The organism is Rhabdobacter roseus (assembly GCF_014202275.1).
In the GTDB taxonomy this organism is placed as follows: Bacteria; Bacteroidota; Bacteroidia; order Cytophagales; family Spirosomataceae; genus Rhabdobacter; species Rhabdobacter roseus.
The window spans coordinates 1-16200 of record NZ_JACHGF010000018.1; the positions used below are offsets into that span (position 1 = coordinate 1).

Here is a 16200-nt window from a genome sequence, read left to right on the forward strand (position 1 = left end):
TCTTCGACTGAAAATTTTCTCCTTGACATAATCCTACTAATTTAAGGGGTTTAATTAGTAGAATCCAGTTCCAGGTTTTTAGGGGGCTAGTACACCGTTATTATCTATGTATAAGTACCTCCCCAGGGAGGCCACATTGTGCAGCCCGTTCAGGCTCGTCAAGGAGCCATTGCTTTGAATGTATAGGTACCCAGGAATGGACGTCAAACCCGATAATGCTTCTACGCTCGTTAGGGCTCCGTTTCCCCCTATAAATAAGTAATCTCCGAGAGAGGTCAGGTTGTTCAGTCCGCTCAGGCTCGTCAGGGAGCTATTGCTTTGAAGAAGTAGGTACCCCGGAATAGATGTCAACCCCGACAAACCATCCAGCGTGGTTAGAGCCCCATTACTTCCTATAGATAAATAGTCTCCCAGGGAGGTCAGGTTGGATAGCCCTACCAAGCTCGTTAGGGAAGTATTGCTTTGAAGAAGTAGGTATCCTCCAATAGACGTCAAGCTCGACAAACCATTCAGCGTGGTCAGAGCTCCGTTACTACCTATATATAAATAATCTCCCAGGGAGGTTACATTGTGCAGCCCGTTCAAGCTCGTCAGAGAGCTATTATTTTGAAGAAGTAGGTACCCCGGAATGGACGTCAAACCTGATAATGCCTCTACGCTCGTTAGGGCTCCGTTTCCTCCTATAAATAAATAATCTCCCAGAGAGGTCAGGTTATTCAGTCCGCTCAGGCTCGTCAGGGAGTTATTGTTTTGAAGAAGTAGGTACCCCGGAATAGATGTCAGGCCCGACAAACCATCCAGCGTAGTCAGGGCTCCGTTACTGCCTATCAATAAATTCTCCCCCAGGGAGGTCAGGTTGGCCAGCCCGGTCAGGCTCGTCAGGGAGCCATTGGAACTAATAGTAAGCTCCCCCCCAATGGACGTCAAGCCCGACAAACCATTCAACGTGGTCAGGGCTCCGTTACTACTTATGTATAAATAACCTCCCAGGGAGGTTACATTGTGCAGGCCGTTCAAGCTCGTCAGGGCAGCATTGTTTTGAATAAGCAGGAATCCTGGAATGGACGTCAGGCCCGACAAGGCATTCAGGTTGGCCAAGGTACCGTTACTAGATATACTTAAATTGCCCCCCAGGGAGGTCAGGCTAGATAGTCCAGCCAAGCTCGTTAAGGAACTGCTTTGAATAGAAAGGTTTCCCGAGATGGACGTCAAGCCCGATAAGCCATCCAGATTGACAGTAGTAGCGCCACTGATAAAAAGGTTGCCCGAAATAGCGGTACAAGTAGGGTACGTGGTGGCAAAGGCATCGACCTGGGCCTGGGAAGTGAGCGTTACGTTGCCCACCGGGCACTGCGCCCGCGCTGTCAGCGTCAGTACCCACAGGGCCAATAGAAGTAGTTGTTTTTTCATGATAAGGTGTAATAGAATTTATAGTTTTTACTTTTTTTACTGGGAGTAAGGCGAAAAAGCGTCCGACTGGGAGCCCGACTTCAGCGTCAACCGCGCCAGGGTACCTTGCTTGCGGAGTTGGGGACGGCGGTAGCGCTTACGCGCAGGTACTTGGGAGGTACTTGGTGTTTGCATAATCAGGTCAGTAAGAGTTTATTGTTTCACAATCCGGTAGGTGTACACGCTGCCGTTGGTGCGCGTGAGCTCCACCAGGTACATCCCCGCCGGTAGCGGCTTCATGTCTAGGCCCGAGGCCAAGCCCTGGCTACGCTCCTGGATAAGTTTCCCCGAAGGGCCGAACAGCCGCACCCGCTGCACCTGGCTCCAGTCATCGAGCCGTAGCCGCTCGGCCACCGGGTTAGGGTACAGCACCAGTTCCTGATTCCGCTCAAAGCGAAGGCTGCGCAGGCGCGAGTAGGCGTAGCTGCCGTCCACGTCCACGATCCTAAGGCGGTAGAGGTTCTCGCCCTGGGCGGGGTCAGCGTCGGTGAAGGTGTAGTGCTGCAGGGAGGTACTTTCGCCCTGGGCTTTGACCCGCCCCAGGCTGCGCCAGCTTTTGCCGTCCCGGCTGTGCTCCACCTGGAAGTAGTCGCTGTTACTTTCTTCGGCGGTCGTCCAGCTGAGCTGGGCCAGGGTACCTTCGGCGCTGGCCGTAAAATCCACCAGCGAGACGGGCAGCACGCTGCAAGCCGCCTCCACTTCGCTTTGGCTGGCACAGCCGGTGGCGTTGCCCGAAATGGTGACCGCCCCCGGCGGGTTATTGAGGTAGGCACAAATGGACAGGATGGTGCAGGTGCTCAGTTGGGTATTGTTTTGAATAAATAAATTTCCGGCAATAGATGTCAAACCCGATAAGCCATCTAGATTGGTCAGAGCCCCGTTATTTTTTATAGTTAAATTGCCGCCCAGGGAGGCCACATTGTTCAGACCACTAAGGCTGACCAGGGAGCCATTGCCCGCAATAAAAAGTTCTCCCGGAATGGATGTCAAGCCCGACAAAGCTTCCAGATTAAGAAGGGCTCCATTATTTTCAATATATGAACTGTTCCCCAGGGAGGTTACATTGTTCAGCCCACTGAGATTCGTCAAGGAGCCATTGCCTGAAATTTGAAGGCCTCCCGAAATAGACGTCAAGCCCGACAAAGCTTCTAGGCTCGCCAGGGCTCCGTTATTATTTATATATAACCCCCCCCCCAGGGAGGTCAGGTTGTGCAGCCCTGCCAGGCTCGTCAAGGAAGTACAGGCTAGAACACTAAGAAACCCCGAGATGGACGTCAAGCCCGATAAGCCATCCAGATTGACAGTAGTAGAGCCAATGATAAAAAGGTTGCCCGAAATAGTGGTACAAGTAGGGTACGTGGTGGCAAAGGCATCGACCTGGTCCTGGGTAATGAAGGTTACGTTGCCCGGAGGGCACTGCGCCCGCGCCGTCAGCGTCAGTACACACAACAGGCTAAACAGAAGTAGTTGTCTTTTCATAAGGTAAGGAGTTAAAAGGTTTAGTTCTTGCTTTATTTGAAATGAAATGCTTTAAAAGTACCTACTGGCGGCTGGCTGGTAGTAGGTACCTGGCGATACTGACTCTAGGCAGAATAAGGAGAAAAAGCATCGGACTGCGAACCGGACTACCAAGTCAGCCGCGCCAGGGTATCTTGCTTACGGAGTTAGGGACGGCGGTAGTACTTGCGCGGGGGTACTTGGGGGGTAGCATGTAGCTGAGGTTGGGTGAATATTGGAACGACTTAATTTCAGTTTTAATAAATCCAGGGGAAGACAGCGAAAGGTGACTCTTATAAGTAGTGACAAAGATCGAAAATGCCCCCTAGCGCCTTTTGCTCATTTTGAGCATTCCTTAGCTCATTTTGAGCAAACACTTGGTACTGTATAAAATACACGACAAAAACCCGCGCGAAAGGCAAAAAGAGCCGAAGGAAGGCTAGGCGTACTCGGACGGAGGTACCCCGTACTCCTGCTGGAATTTGGTGGAGAAGTAAGACAGGCTCTCAAAGCCCGAAGCGAAGGCAATCTCCGATACGCTGCCCGCCTTTTGTTTGAGGAGATTGGCGGCGGATTGCAGGCGGAGCTTTCGGACAAATTCGACGGGGGTGAGCCCGGTGAGGGCCCGCAACTTACGCCGCAGTTGCGTCGAACTCATAGCCAACTCATCGGCAAACTGCTCGATGTCGAAGGTACTTTCGCTCAGATGACTCCACACCACGGCCTTGGCTTTTTCCAGAAATAGCTCGTCCGCTGACAACTCCTTCAGTGGGCTCGTATCCTGCTCCACCAGGCTTTGTTGATAATGGCTGATGAGGGCCTGCCGTTGGCGGAGCAGGCTGCTCACCCGGGCTCTGATCTCGCGGGCTTCGAAGGGCTTGGTGAGGTAGTCGTCTGCCCCCTGCTCGAAGCCCACGATGCGGTCGTCGACGGTGGCTTTGGCCGTGAGCATGATCAGGGGAATGTGGCTCGTGGTTTGGTTATTCCGCAGCTGCTGGCAGAGGGCCAATCCGTCGAGCCGGGGCATCATCCAGTCGGTAATAAGAATATCCGGCAGCCGTTCGGTGGCTTTTTCCAGGGCTTCTTGCCCATCCTGAGCCTCCAGGATCTGGTATTCCTCACGAAATATCCCCGCGATGTAGGTTCGTAGGTCGGCGTTATCTTCGGCGATCAGCATCAGTGGCCGGTCTGTTTCCGTTTCGGCCGCAAGAGGGAAAGAAACGGGTACTTCCCGCGCCATGTGGACTTGGTAGTCGGTTGGGTGGTGAGGCGATCCCGGAAGTAGCGTGGTGGCACCGAGAAAATCAATGGGTAGTTGTACGGCAAACGAAGTACCTTGGCCCGGCTGACTGGTTACGGAGATGCTTCCACCGAGTAGGTCCACGAGCTCCTTCACCAGCGCCAGTCCAATCCCGGCCCCTTCGTTGGTTCGGGTGGAGCCGCCCTCAACTTGATAAAAGCGGTCAAAGATGCGGGCCGTTTTTTCCGGCGGAATCCCCACGCCCGTATCCTCGACGCAGATCTCGGCTTGTTGCTTCGGCAGGTCGTAGGTCACCGACAGCCGGATCCGGTTCCCATCCTGCGTAAATTTGAAAGCATTGGCCAGCAGATTGGTCACGATCTTGTCTATCTTATCGGGATCGAAGCGGGCAGGTACCTCCGTTAGATTCTGTTTGACCTTAAAAGCTATAGACCGGCTTTCGGCCAGCGAGGCAAAAGAGAGACCCAGTATCTGTATATACCCGGCCAGATCCCCTTCGGTCAGTTGCACCTGCATTTGTTGGCTTTCCAGCTTGCCCAGGTCCAGCAACTGGTTGATCAGCGTCAGCAGGCGATCGGCATTGCGCCGCATGGGCTGTAAAATAGCCTCCTGCGGGTAACGGCTTTGCAGATCAGCAATCGGGCCGACCAGCAACGTCAAGGGCGTACGGAACTCATGCGATATGTTGGTAAAGAAGTGTGTTTTCAGTTGATCTAACTCCGAAAGGCGGGTAGCCTCCCGCTGCTCGTAGCCCAGCTGCTCCTGCAGCCGAACGCGCCGGATCTGAGCCCCGTAAAGGACGTAAACGACCCCAAAAAAAAGCCCGACGTACGCCAGATAGGCCCACGCACTCAGGTACCAGGGGGGATGAATGTGTATCTTCAGTTTCAGCGGGCGGGGGGTCCAGGTAGAGCCGTCAAAAGAAGCAACGACGCGTAGCGTGTAGTTCCCCGGCGACAAACGGGTATAATTGGCAAAGCGGGTGGTACCGGCGTCGATCCAGTCCGTATCGACGCCATCCAGCCGGTAGCGGTAACGGTTTTTGGAGCTGTTGTTGAGGTCCAGGGTGGAGAATTCAAAGGTGAGGATATTCTGGTCGTGCTCCAGGGATATAGCCTCCGTGTACTCGATGGCTTTTGACAGAATCCGAGTACTGTCGTGGGGTTCAACCGCCTGGTTATTTATTTTCAGACCTACGATAGCCACCGAAGCGGGCTTTTCGGGCTTCCACGATTGGTCGGGCCGGAAAACGGTTAACCCGTTGATACCCCCAAAAATTAATTCTCCCTGGCTGTTTTTGAAGAAGCAGCTGCCATTGAATTCGTCGGACTGTAACCCATCCCGGGAAGAGTACGTACTAAAAACCAACGTGGACAGATTTAGACTAGAAAGCCCCCGAAAGGTACTCATCCAGAGGTTGCCCTGGGTGTCTGACAGAAGGCCTGCCACCACATTATTTCCCAACCCGTCTTTTTCGGTAAACGAGCGGATCTGCCGATTCGATTTGTCCAGGCGGATCAGACCGCCCCTGGTACCAATCCAGATAAACCGCTCGGGTTGTTTCGGATCGTCGAGCAGGGCGTACACGTAATTCTCCTGAAGGGACTTTTTAGTAGCGGTACTTAGGCTCACCTGCGAAAACGTCCGTACGCCACCTACCTCCACCGTCCGGAAGAGGCCTACGTTGGTCCCGATCCAGAGGGCTTTTTCCTGATCCTGGTAGAGGGCATTCACGCCTACGCTCGTTTCGTTCAGCGAAAGCAGGTCCCCGTAGGGGTAGTAGTCGACGGCTCCGCTGGCGGGAGAAAATCGGATCAGCTCCACGTTGGCTCCGGCAATCCATAGGTACCCATCCTGGTCTTGCAGGAGACGCGCACGAACAAAATCACCGTTCCGATGCAGATCGTATTCCTTTACTTTCTTTAAATGCTCGTCCAACTGAACCAAGATCATGTCGAACTGCCCCGGAAACTTCTGAATGATGCACCAAAACCCCCCGTTCCGGTCTTCAATCATATTTCCTTTTTGCCGACCCTCGTACTCGGTCAGCAGCGCCTGTTGACTCGCCTGCCCGGTCTTTTTATCAAGTAGGAAAATTCGGGTGTAGTCCCAGGAGAAAATGCGCCCCCGCCTGTCTTCGATGACGTGCCAGATGCTATACCCGTGCAAGTAGTTACGGAATCGTTTCCGAACGGCTTGTTGCTTCTTGATGCCGTAGCCGTTGGTACCCAGCCACACATTCCCCTCCGAATCGGTGAGGTTTTTGGTCAGGTAACAATTATTCCCGACCGTAAAAACGGGTTCCTGCGCCAGGACATTTTTGGTGAGAGTGGTATAGTGGCTGTTGTATACCTTTCCCTCGGACCGAATCCAAACCGTTCCATCCGGGCTCATGACCATCCCTCGTTTGGCTTCGGCGTTGGGGTCAAAAAAGAGAGTCTGTGCTTCCTTTTCGTTTTTTATTCTAACTACGCGGTCGGCCTTCGTCACCAGCAGAGAACCGTCGGCCTCTTCCAGCACACCGGTGACGGGAAATTCACTGTAAGTACCCAGGGACACCGACCGGAGTTGGTTTTTTCGGAAGTCGAGCTCATAAAACCAGGGGCCAAAGGCGACCCACATTTTTCCACGCTGGGTGCGGTATATCCACTTTACGCTGATCAGATTGAGGGGCTGGAGGGCGGGGTTCAGCCTATCCATTTCCACCTGATGCGTAAAATCGGGCCCTTCGGGAAATCCTTTCTTTAGCCTTGAAGGCAAACGGAGCTTGAACAGCTTACCGGCAAAAGTACCTACCCAGATGTTGCCCTCGGGATCTTCCTGGATGGAAGAAATATGTTCATTGGGCGTTTTATCCGACGACTGCCCACTGGTGTTGTCTTTGAGCGAACAATGGTAAAACCGCCTGGTTATGCGGTCGTAGAGGTTGAGCCCCTGGCTGGTAGTACCCACCCAAAGCCTCCCTTGCGAATCTTCAAAAAGGGCCGACGTTTGGCTATCGGAAATGGCGTAGGGATTAGTAGCGTCGGGAAAAAAAACCTTGTAGGTATAGCCATCGAAGCGATTCAGCCCGTTCTTAGTCGCAATCCAGACATAGTGCTCGTGGTCTTCGATCAGATCGAAAATCATTCCCTGCGACAGGCCGTCGGCCAGGGTAATATCCTGAAACACTGGGGCCTGTGCGAAAGACCGGTTACTTGGAAATAGGAGGAACGGGCCGCAAACGAATACGAGCGCGTAGAAAAATTTCATAGACGAGGTGTGGATCGCAAATAGCATTTTCATTTTCCTGCATAGCCCGGACTGGCTCTCCATCTATTTTTTACGACCCCTCTACGGGTTCAGTTTTGTTTTATTCAGGTACTTGGTACCAATAAAACCCATATATACGTTGTTTTTAATGCCTGAGATCACGAAAAGATTTTTCTAAGGTAATAAATCTAACGCAACGCCATAGCCCTTTCCCTGCTTTGGTGAAGGCGGGATTTACTTTAAGCCTGGTTGATCTACGGCTTGACGCAAGCTGGCCGCCCAAAGGTACCTAGGTCTCCCAGTAAGGTAAGCATAGGCGCGTCAGAAGTACCCCTTCGTTACGTTACATACTGATTACTTCGCGAAAAGTACCTTCGTTTGAGAAAAAACGGGTATGCCAAATGAAAAAAGCCCCCTTATTAGGTGGCTTTTTCGGCTAAAATTTGAAGAAAGTGGAGAATATCGGATTCGAACCGATGACCTCTTGCATGCCATGCAAGCGCTCTAGCCAACTGAGCTAATCCCCCAAAGTAATGAACGTGTCCCTAGTGCTTGGCTTGCCAAATGGGAGTGCAAATATGTAGCCTCAAAATGAAATACGCAAGCAAGCTCCCTGTTTTTTTAGTCCAAAACCTATCATACAGACTATCAAGCTAGTTGTAGCTGCCCTATTAAGTAGCTATTAGCAACCCTTTTGCATGCTTTATATACTTTTAAATCAGGCACATGCAATAAAATCATTGGTTTGGGTGTTCTATATACTGTTGGCTTCTGTTATATTTGACGTTGGCTTCACAGATAGGTTGGGTTTTCATTTTCCGTAGTCTTTCCTTTTTGTCTAGTTACCCTGTATCCTCATGAACCTCTATCTATCTGTTGAATCACAATGTCTGTATGAAGCAAAAAGGAAAAGTAAAATTTATTACCAAGGACAAAAGCCTCTTCTTCCCCACCCTCAAAAAACGAGTTGATGGCTATTTTGCCGAAGCGGGTATTTCTAAACACGCCAACAGCACAATGATTCTCAAGACCGTCGTTCTCATTGCTGCTTACGTCCTCCCGTTCGTGTTCATGTTGCTTTTTCAGCCCCCCTTCGCCCTGAGCATGCTCCTGTGGTTTGTGATGGGCCTGGGAATTGGTGGTATAGGCATGAGCGTCATGCACGACGCCAACCACGGTGCTTATTCCGCCAACCCCAAAGTAAACGACCTGCTGGGCTACTCCCTGAACCTGGCCGGGGGGATTGTACAAAACTGGAAGCTCCAGCATAATATCTTGCACCATACCTACACCAACGTAGTACCCATGGATGAAGACATCCAGGACCGGCTGGTGGTGCGCCTTTCGCCTCATACCACCGTGCGGGGCATTCACCGTTTTCAGTGGCTGTACGCTTTTTTCTTTTATGGCATTCTGACGCTCTACTGGGTGGTACTTAAAGATTTTGTGCAGTACATCAGCTTCAAAAGATCGGGGGTGAATACGTATTCCAAAAAACAAAACATTAGTTTCCTGACCCGGATCATCCTACTCAAGGTCGTGTATTTTCTGGTCTTGTTGTACCTACCAATCGGGGTATTTGGCCTGCCTGCGGGGCAGGTACTTCTGGGTTTTATGCTCATGCACTTTACGGCGGGGCTTATTCTGACGGTCATTTTCCAGCTGGCCCATACCGTGGAGGGTACCAGCCATCCGTTGGCCAACGAAAATGGGGTGATCGAAAACGACTGGGCCATCCACCAGCTCCAAACGACCGTCAACTTTTCGCGGCGTAACAAGTGGCTGTCCTGGTACGTAGGCGGACTTAACTTTCAGGTAGAGCACCACCTTTTCCCCCGGATTTGCCACGTCCACTACCCTTCCATAGCCCCTATCGTGAAACAAACCGCGGAAGAATTTGGCCTGGACTACCTCGAGAACGAAACCTTTTCCGATGCTCTGCGCTCCCACATCAGTACCCTTCAGCGCTTTGGCAAGCTCCCTGATCTCAACGAGGCCATTGGCTAGAAAAGCTCCCGATAAAATACATACTACTAAAAAAGGTACCCGCTTCACAACGATAGGAAGCGGGTACCTTTTTTATACAGCTCAGGTAAATTCCTCAGCACATCATCTTCTTCGGCCTCCGAAGACCCGGGAAAACAGCCAGATCACCCCGCCAATCACGAGGATTACCAGAATGGCTCCGGTCCACATGCCGCCTTTAAATATGTCCCCAATGATTTCGCAACTGGTCAGCGCTAGGGAAAGAAAGAAGATCGTAAGGTAGTTCAGGAATGATTTCATGCGAATAGGTAGTTAGTGAATTTTAAGTACCTATCCGTAAAAACCATTCCCTCCGTTAAGAGGTAGGCATTGGGCAATAAATTACTCAGTCTACCGGAATGAGCCGCTGCTTGTCGTGATGCAGCAGCATCTCGAAGAGCCGAACCGTTGCCGCCGCGTCGCCACTGGCCCGGTGGCGGTCTTTGATGGAGATCTGCAGGCTCTGGCAGAGGTTGCCGAGGCTGTACGACTTAAAGCCCGGAAAAATCTTTCGGCTTAGCCGCACGGTACAAAGCAGGTCGCGCTTGAAGTACTCGTCCAGCCATTCGTATTCTTTTTTGATAAAATTATAGTCAAAGTGGACGTTGTGCGCCACAAACCAGGCGTCCCGGGTCAGGTTCCGTACTGGGTCGGCAATCTCGGCGAAGGTGGGGGCATTTTGCACCATGCGGTTGTCGATGCCCGTTAGGCGGGTTATAAAGGGCGGAATGAAGGTCTGTGGATTGACGAGCGAATGAAAGGAGTCTACTACCTGCCGCCCGTCGTACCTAAAGACGGCAATCTCGGTAATGCGGGTGGGGCCTTTCACCCCGCCGGTTGTTTCAATATCCACGATGGCATACATACGCTCTGACGGTCAGGGCCAGGAAAGAATCAGGTACCTTACGCCCACGAAAGGGTACTTGCACCGGCCGTACAAAAAAAAGAAAAAATCCCCGTTTTTAGGCGGGGATTTCTCAAAAAACTATTTCCATCAGAAGTAATAGGTACCTTTTATTCGAGCTGAAAAGCGATGGGTAAGGTGAAGCGTACCCGTACGGGCTGGCCCGCTTGCTTGCCAGGAACCCAGTTGGGCATCATCTGCACCACGCGCAAGGCCTCTTCGTCGCAGCCAAAGCCAATGCCCTTAACGGCCCGGGCTTTTTCGATGGTCCCATCGGCCCCTACCGTAAACTCCACGTACACTTTTCCCTGCACGCCCACGCGGGCCGCCTGATGCGGGTAGCGCAGGTGCTTGCGCAGAAAAGCTGCCATGGCTTCGCTGCCACCGCGGTAGGTAGGCTGCTGCTCTACGTACAGGTGTACCTTTTCGGCTTCGGGTTTTACTTCCAGCACCGTCTCTGAGCTTCTGACTACCCGCTCGGCGGGCGGCACCACTATATCCACGTTCGCCAGCCCATCTACCGTGGCCTCTCCCGGCTGCGCTCCTTCGAGCTCGTCCAGCGTGGGAGGTGGACTATCTACGGGTACCTGGTTGTCGGGCAGCACCACCGGCGGCAGGGAACGTACCGTCTTGACGGCCGGTGGAGGCGGAGCGGGGGTAGCTGGTGGGGGCGTGACGGTGGGCTTAATTAGGACTACGTCCTCAAAGGTAACCTCGAAGCCAAACTCTCGTTCGTCGGGGTCGGGTACCAGCCGGGCGTAGAGGTTTGGCAGCAGAAAAATGAGTAAGAACAGCGTGACCCCCAGCAACGTAGCGCGTTGCACCGTTCGCTTGTACTCCCGCCGCAGCACGTAGGCCCCATACTGTTGATTACGGCCTTCGAAAACGATGTCGTCTAGTGATTGTTCCATGGCTAACAGATGTTTATGTTCAATACCCAACAGGCGTAGGGTCTCGGGATCGGCCTCGCTGATGGCTGTGCGCAAGGCCTCTTCAAACGACAGTCCGGCCCAAAGCCGCTCTTCAACCTCACAGGCCAGGTGGTCCAATAGCTCAGGATAAAGCGCCGAAACCAGGCCGCAGCTTTCTAGATAGCGGCTTAGGTCGGCAAGGCGAATTTCGGGTAGGCGCTTCATGGGGTTATGGGGGGGAATAGGGTGATAGCTAATCCGTGGCCAGGCCGGGAGGGTTCAGCAGCAGCTTGACGGCTTCCACAAAACGCGCCAGATCGTGGGTTTTGGTGCGGGCGGTTTCGGAACCTTGCGTCGTGAGGGAGTAGTACTTGCGGAGGCGGCCATCCACGGCTTCCGACTCGGTCTCAAGGTACCCCTCCTGCTCCAGCTTATGCAGCACCGGATACAGCGCCCCGAAGGTCAAGGTTATTTCGCCGTCCGTGCGGTCTTTTACTTCATGCGTAATCTCGTAGCCGTACATTCGGCCCCGCTCGGCCAGCAAATTCAGCACGATGGTCTTGATCGTGCCCCGAACGTATTCGTTATTTCCGTTATTTTCCATGCGTCAATGTTGTTACTCGACAAATATATATAAGTATTTTATATATACAATACCCCCATTAAAAAATTATTTTGCGTTTGCTTTATTCCCCTTGCTCTTCCAGCGGAATGGAGCGGTTGATCCGTTCCTCGAGCGAGATAAAGGTCTCCGTGCGCTGGATCCCCGCTACGTGCTGGATCTTATCGTGAAGTACCTCCCGAAGATGCTCGGTATCCCGGCAAACGATTTTGATAAAGATACTATAAATTCCGGTGGTGTAATGAATATTGACTACTTCGGGAATTTTTTCCAGCGCGGAGGCCACCTCGTCGTAGAGCGAGCTTTTATCGAGGTATACGCCCAGGAAAGCACTGATGTCCCAGCCGAGCTTGGCCGGGTCAATGAGCAGTTGGGAGCCTTTCACAATGCCCATCTGCTCCATCTTTTTCATGCGTACGTGTACGGTACCTCCCGATACAAACACGCGCTTGCCGATTTCCGTGTAGGGTAGGCTGGCGTTCTCCATCAGCAGCGACAAAATGCGCAGATCCGTGTTGTCAATTTCTAAATTTTTGTTCATTTTTGGGATATATTTTGAATAGTATCTAATAATTAGTCGTAAAAATTGACAATTATCTAAATTTTACGAAATATTTATGCAAATATTTTAATTTTAAATGTAAGCACCTTACCTTTGTAAAGTCGATTCGGGAAAGCAGCTCCTATAAGTACCCCGCTTCCTGATGGACGACGCTCTTTGACTATACTGTAGGATGATGAAACTGGCAGCCATGCCCTCCTGTCTCGGGGGTGGTGATTCCGGGACAAACGCGATATAATGTTGGCTTCGGCCGACTGGGGTTGACCACCAACTCTTTGTATCGTGGCTAACCGCACCGTGGGTGGTTCGACTCCCCCTCCTACAGCTTAATAAAAAAAACTTGACAAGCGAATAATTTCGCCGTAGTTTTATTTGGTTTTTAGTTTGTTGATGAAGTGTAATTTGACACGCGGGTTCGTTTTGAAACCTGCGTGTTTTCTTTTTTATTCCTCTCTGCTTCCCGCTATCCTGCGGGTTTCGCTATCTTGCGGCTGGTTTTAAAGTACCTTCTTCCCAACGGCATGATCCAAAACGACGCCACCGTACTGGGCATTTTGATGCTCGTGCTGGGCCTGATCTTTTATACCGCCGCGCTGCCCCAGCGCGGCTGGCAACGCTTCTACGGCGTCGTGCCGCCCCTGTTGCTGTGCTACTTTATTCCGGGGGTACTTAATTCCGTGGGCCTGATCAACGGAGCCACGTCGCAGCTCTACCCGGTAGTATCCAGGTACTTTTTACCCGCCTGCCTGGTGCTTTTTACGCTGGGGATGGACTGGCCGTCCCTCCGCAAGCTCGGTCCGCAGGCAATCATCATGATGCTCATAGGTACCCTGGGCGTGGTTGTGGGAGGCCCCGTGGCGCTGTGGCTGGTGGGCATGGTTAGCCCCGAGACGGTAGCGGGCGAAGGCCCCGAAGCCGTATGGCGGGGGCTGGCCACCATTGCGGGCAGCTGGATCGGCGGCGGAGCCAACCAAACCGCGCTGCGGGAGGTATTTAGTCCCAGCGACCGGCTGTTTTCGCAGGTGGTGGCGGTGGACGTACTGGTGGCGGAGCTTTGGATGGCGGCGCTGATCTACGGGGCGGGCTACGCCGCGCGCCTGGACCGGCGGCTACGGGCTAATGCCAGCCACATTGCCGACGTGCAGCAGCGCCTGGAGAGCATTCAGCTCACCAACCAGCGCATCCCGGCCACCCGTGACCTGATGTACCTGGGAGCGGTGGCCTTTGGTGCTACCGGGCTGGCCCACTTCCTGGCCGAGCAACTCGTGCCGTTTCTGGCCACGCACTTCCCTGAGGCCGAGAAGTACAGCCTCACGTCCAGCTTTTTCTGGATTGTGGCGCTGGTAACCCTAATGGGTATCGGGCTATCCCTGACCCCGCTGCGCCAGCTCGAGCACGTAGGAGCTTCCCGGCTGGGCAGCGTGTTTTTGTACGTGTTGGTCGCTACCATCGGGATGCAGATGGACCTGGGGGCTGTGGCCGACAACCCCGGGCTGTTTGCCATTGGGCTCGTCTGGATGGCGGTGCACGCCGGAGTTGTCATCGGCATGGCCCGGGTACTTAAGATCCCCTTCTTTTTTGCCGCTGTGGGTAGCCAGGCCAACGTGGGCGGCTCCGCTTCAGCCCCCGTAGTGGCGGCGGCTTTTCATCCTTCGCTGGCCCCGGTGGGCGTATTGCTGTCCATTATTGGCTATGCCGTAGGCACCTACGCGGGGTACCTGACGGCCCTGCTCATGCAGTGGGTCAGCGAGGGGCTTTGAATTTCTCATAGACCTTCCTATTAAATTAGGCGTCAGCCTCGTACTTTTGCAATTGTTTTGCCCAAACCAAAGGACAAAACACTACCGATTTTGTTACTACCTACATGAAGAACATTCGCAATTTTTGCATCATTGCTCACATCGATCACGGGAAAAGTACGCTGGCTGACCGCCTGCTGGAATTCACAAAAACCGTTACGCACCGTGAAATGCAGGCCCAGCTTCTCGACGATATGGATCTGGAACGCGAGCGGGGAATCACCATCAAAAGCCACGCGATCCAGATGGATTACCTGCTCGATGGCGAGCAATATACCCTGAACCTGATCGACACGCCCGGCCACGTAGATTTTTCGTACGAAGTATCCCGTTCCATTGCCGCTTGTGAGGGAGCCCTGCTGCTGGTAGATGCCGCCCAGGGCATTGAAGCCCAAACGATTTCAAACCTGTACCTGGCCATCAACCACGACCTGGTGATCATCCCGGTGCTCAATAAAATAGACCTTCCCGGTGCCATGCCCGAGGAGGTCAAGGACCAGATCGTGGACCTCATCGGCTGCGACCGCGAGGAGATCATTCACGCCAGCGGAAAGGAAGGCATCGGGATCGAAGAAATCCTGTACGCCATTGTGCACCGCGTTCCGGCCCCGAAGGGTGATCCGGACGCCCCGCTGCAGGCGCTCATTTTCGACTCGGTCTTTAATTCCTACCGGGGTATCGAGGTTATTTTCCGGATCAAAAACGGCAGCGTTCGCAAGGGTGACCGCGTGAAGTTTATGGCTACCGGCAAGGAATACTTTGCCGACGAAATAGGTACCCTTCGGCTGCAAAAACAACCCAAGGAGGTGGTAGAATGCGGCGACGTAGGGTACCTGATCTCGGGCATCAAGGTAGCACGCGAAGTAAAGGTGGGCGATACGTTCACGCACATTCACCGCCCTTCGCCCACCATGATCAGGGGGTTTGAAGAAGTAAAACCGATGGTATTTGCGGGGATCTACCCCGTGGAGACGAGCGAATACGAAGACCTGCGCGACGCCATGGAAAAGCTCCAGCTCAACGACGCCGCCCTGGTGTGGGAGCCCGAAACCTCCGCCGCCCTGGGCTTTGGCTTCCGCTGCGGCTTCCTGGGTATGCTGCACATGGAGATCGTGCAGGAGCGCCTGGAGCGGGAATTCGACATGACGGTGATCACCACGGTACCTTCCGTGCAGTTCAACGTGATCAATTCCAAGGGGGAACTCATGCGCGTGAGTGCCCCTTCCGAAATGCCCGATCCCAACTTCATTGGCTCCATCGAGGAGCCCTTCATTAATGCCCAGATCATTTCCAAGTCGGAGTACGTGGGGGCCATCATGACCCTCTGCATGGATAAACGCGGCATGCTCAAAAATCAGATCTACCTCACCGCCGACCGCGTGGAGCTGCAATTCTCGATGCCGCTGGCGGAGGTCGTTTTTGACTTTTTTGATCGCCTCAAAACCATTTCGCGCGGCTATGCTTCCCTCGACTACGAGCTCAGTGGCTACCAGGAATCCGACATGGTAAAGCTGGACATCATGCTCAACGGCGACCGCGTGGATGCCCTCTCGGCCATTGTGCACCGGACCAAAGCCTACGAGTGGGGCAAGAAACTCTGCGAAAAATTACGCGAGCTGATCCCCCGGCAGATGTTCGAAATCGCCATCCAGGCGGCCATTGGTCAGAAGGTCATTGCCCGCGAAACGGTAAAGGCCATGCGCAAGGACGTACTCGCCAAATGCTACGGGGGGGACATTTCGCGTAAGCGCAAACTCCTTGATAAGCAGAAAAAAGGGAAGAAGCGCATGCGCCAGGTCGGCAACGTGGAGATCCCGCAGGAAGCCTTCATGGCCGTTCTGAAGATTAACTAAGGTACCTGGTCACCGACTTTTTTAAACGCAAAAGGACGGCTTATCGGCCTTTTGTTGTAATTTTG

12 protein-coding genes and 1 tRNA gene are annotated in these 16200 nt (G+C 53.1%); 3 read left to right on the forward strand and 10 right to left on the reverse strand.

Translation table 11 applies throughout. The features are described from left to right. Positions 1 to 78: 78 nt before the first annotated feature. From HNQ92_RS27260 to HNQ92_RS27280, 5 genes are all read right to left on the reverse strand, one after another. Positions 79 to 1410, reverse strand: a complete 1332-nt coding sequence (locus tag HNQ92_RS27260; RefSeq protein WP_184179548.1) for a leucine-rich repeat protein — start codon at positions 1408 to 1410, stop codon at positions 79 to 81. A gap of 36 nt (positions 1411 to 1446) precedes the next feature. Continuing rightward, positions 1447 to 1584, reverse strand: coding sequence for a hypothetical protein (locus tag HNQ92_RS27265; RefSeq protein WP_184179551.1), 138 nt, complete (start codon positions 1582 to 1584; stop codon positions 1447 to 1449). 18 nt (positions 1585 to 1602) lie between these two features. Beyond that, on the reverse strand, positions 1603 to 2928 hold the full coding sequence (locus HNQ92_RS27270; protein WP_184179554.1) for a T9SS type A sorting domain-containing protein: 1326 nt from the start codon (positions 2926 to 2928) through the stop codon (positions 1603 to 1605). Between the two features lie 457 nt (positions 2929 to 3385). Further along, positions 3386 to 7378 carry a two-component regulator propeller domain-containing protein gene (locus HNQ92_RS29110; protein WP_184179557.1) on the reverse strand — a complete coding sequence of 1331 codons (3993 nt, stop codon included), beginning with the start codon at positions 7376 to 7378 and terminating at the stop codon, positions 3386 to 3388. A gap of 534 nt (positions 7379 to 7912) precedes the next feature. After that, positions 7913 to 7986, reverse strand: a tRNA-Ala gene (locus HNQ92_RS27280). 367 nt (positions 7987 to 8353) lie between these two features. Here HNQ92_RS27280 and HNQ92_RS27285 point away from each other — a divergent pair. Next, on the forward strand, positions 8354 to 9466 hold the full coding sequence (locus HNQ92_RS27285) for a fatty acid desaturase family protein (protein ID WP_184179560.1): 1113 nt from the start codon (positions 8354 to 8356) through the stop codon (positions 9464 to 9466). A gap of 102 nt (positions 9467 to 9568) precedes the next feature. On the opposite strand, the gene HNQ92_RS27290 is transcribed toward HNQ92_RS27285, so the two are convergent. The 5 genes from HNQ92_RS27290 to HNQ92_RS27310 all read right to left on the reverse strand — a co-directional run bounded on the left by HNQ92_RS27290 (position 9569) and on the right by HNQ92_RS27310 (position 12462). Beyond that, positions 9569 to 9745 carry a hypothetical protein gene (locus HNQ92_RS27290; RefSeq protein ID WP_184179563.1) on the reverse strand — a complete coding sequence of 59 codons (177 nt, stop codon included), beginning with the start codon at positions 9743 to 9745 and terminating at the stop codon, positions 9569 to 9571. A gap of 85 nt (positions 9746 to 9830) precedes the next feature. Then, the gene (locus HNQ92_RS27295; RefSeq protein WP_184179565.1) at positions 9831 to 10349 is read right to left on the reverse strand and encodes a 3'-5' exonuclease; all 519 of its coding nucleotides are present in this window, start codon (positions 10347 to 10349) and stop codon (positions 9831 to 9833) included. A 149-nt stretch (positions 10350 to 10498) separates the two neighbouring features. Then, a complete protein-coding gene (locus tag HNQ92_RS27300) occupies positions 10499 to 11524 on the reverse strand; it encodes a TonB family protein (protein ID WP_184179568.1) in 1026 nt (341 codons plus the stop codon). Positions 11525 to 11552: 28 nt separating this feature from the next. Beyond that, positions 11553 to 11903 carry a PadR family transcriptional regulator gene (locus tag HNQ92_RS27305; protein ID WP_184179570.1) on the reverse strand — a complete coding sequence of 117 codons (351 nt, stop codon included), beginning with the start codon at positions 11901 to 11903 and terminating at the stop codon, positions 11553 to 11555. An 82-nt stretch (positions 11904 to 11985) separates the two neighbouring features. After that, positions 11986 to 12462 carry an Lrp/AsnC ligand binding domain-containing protein gene (locus HNQ92_RS27310; RefSeq protein WP_184179573.1) on the reverse strand — a complete coding sequence of 159 codons (477 nt, stop codon included), beginning with the start codon at positions 12460 to 12462 and terminating at the stop codon, positions 11986 to 11988. A gap of 542 nt (positions 12463 to 13004) precedes the next feature. Between HNQ92_RS27310 and HNQ92_RS27315 the strand changes: the two genes are divergently transcribed. Then, positions 13005 to 14243, forward strand: coding sequence for a DUF819 family protein (locus HNQ92_RS27315; RefSeq protein ID WP_184179576.1), 1239 nt, complete (start codon positions 13005 to 13007; stop codon positions 14241 to 14243). A 104-nt stretch (positions 14244 to 14347) separates the two neighbouring features. Then, positions 14348 to 16135 (forward strand): translation elongation factor 4, encoded by a 1788-nt coding sequence (gene lepA, locus HNQ92_RS27320; protein ID WP_184179579.1) that lies wholly within the window; start codon positions 14348 to 14350, stop codon positions 16133 to 16135. Positions 16136 to 16200: the final 65 nt, after the last annotated feature.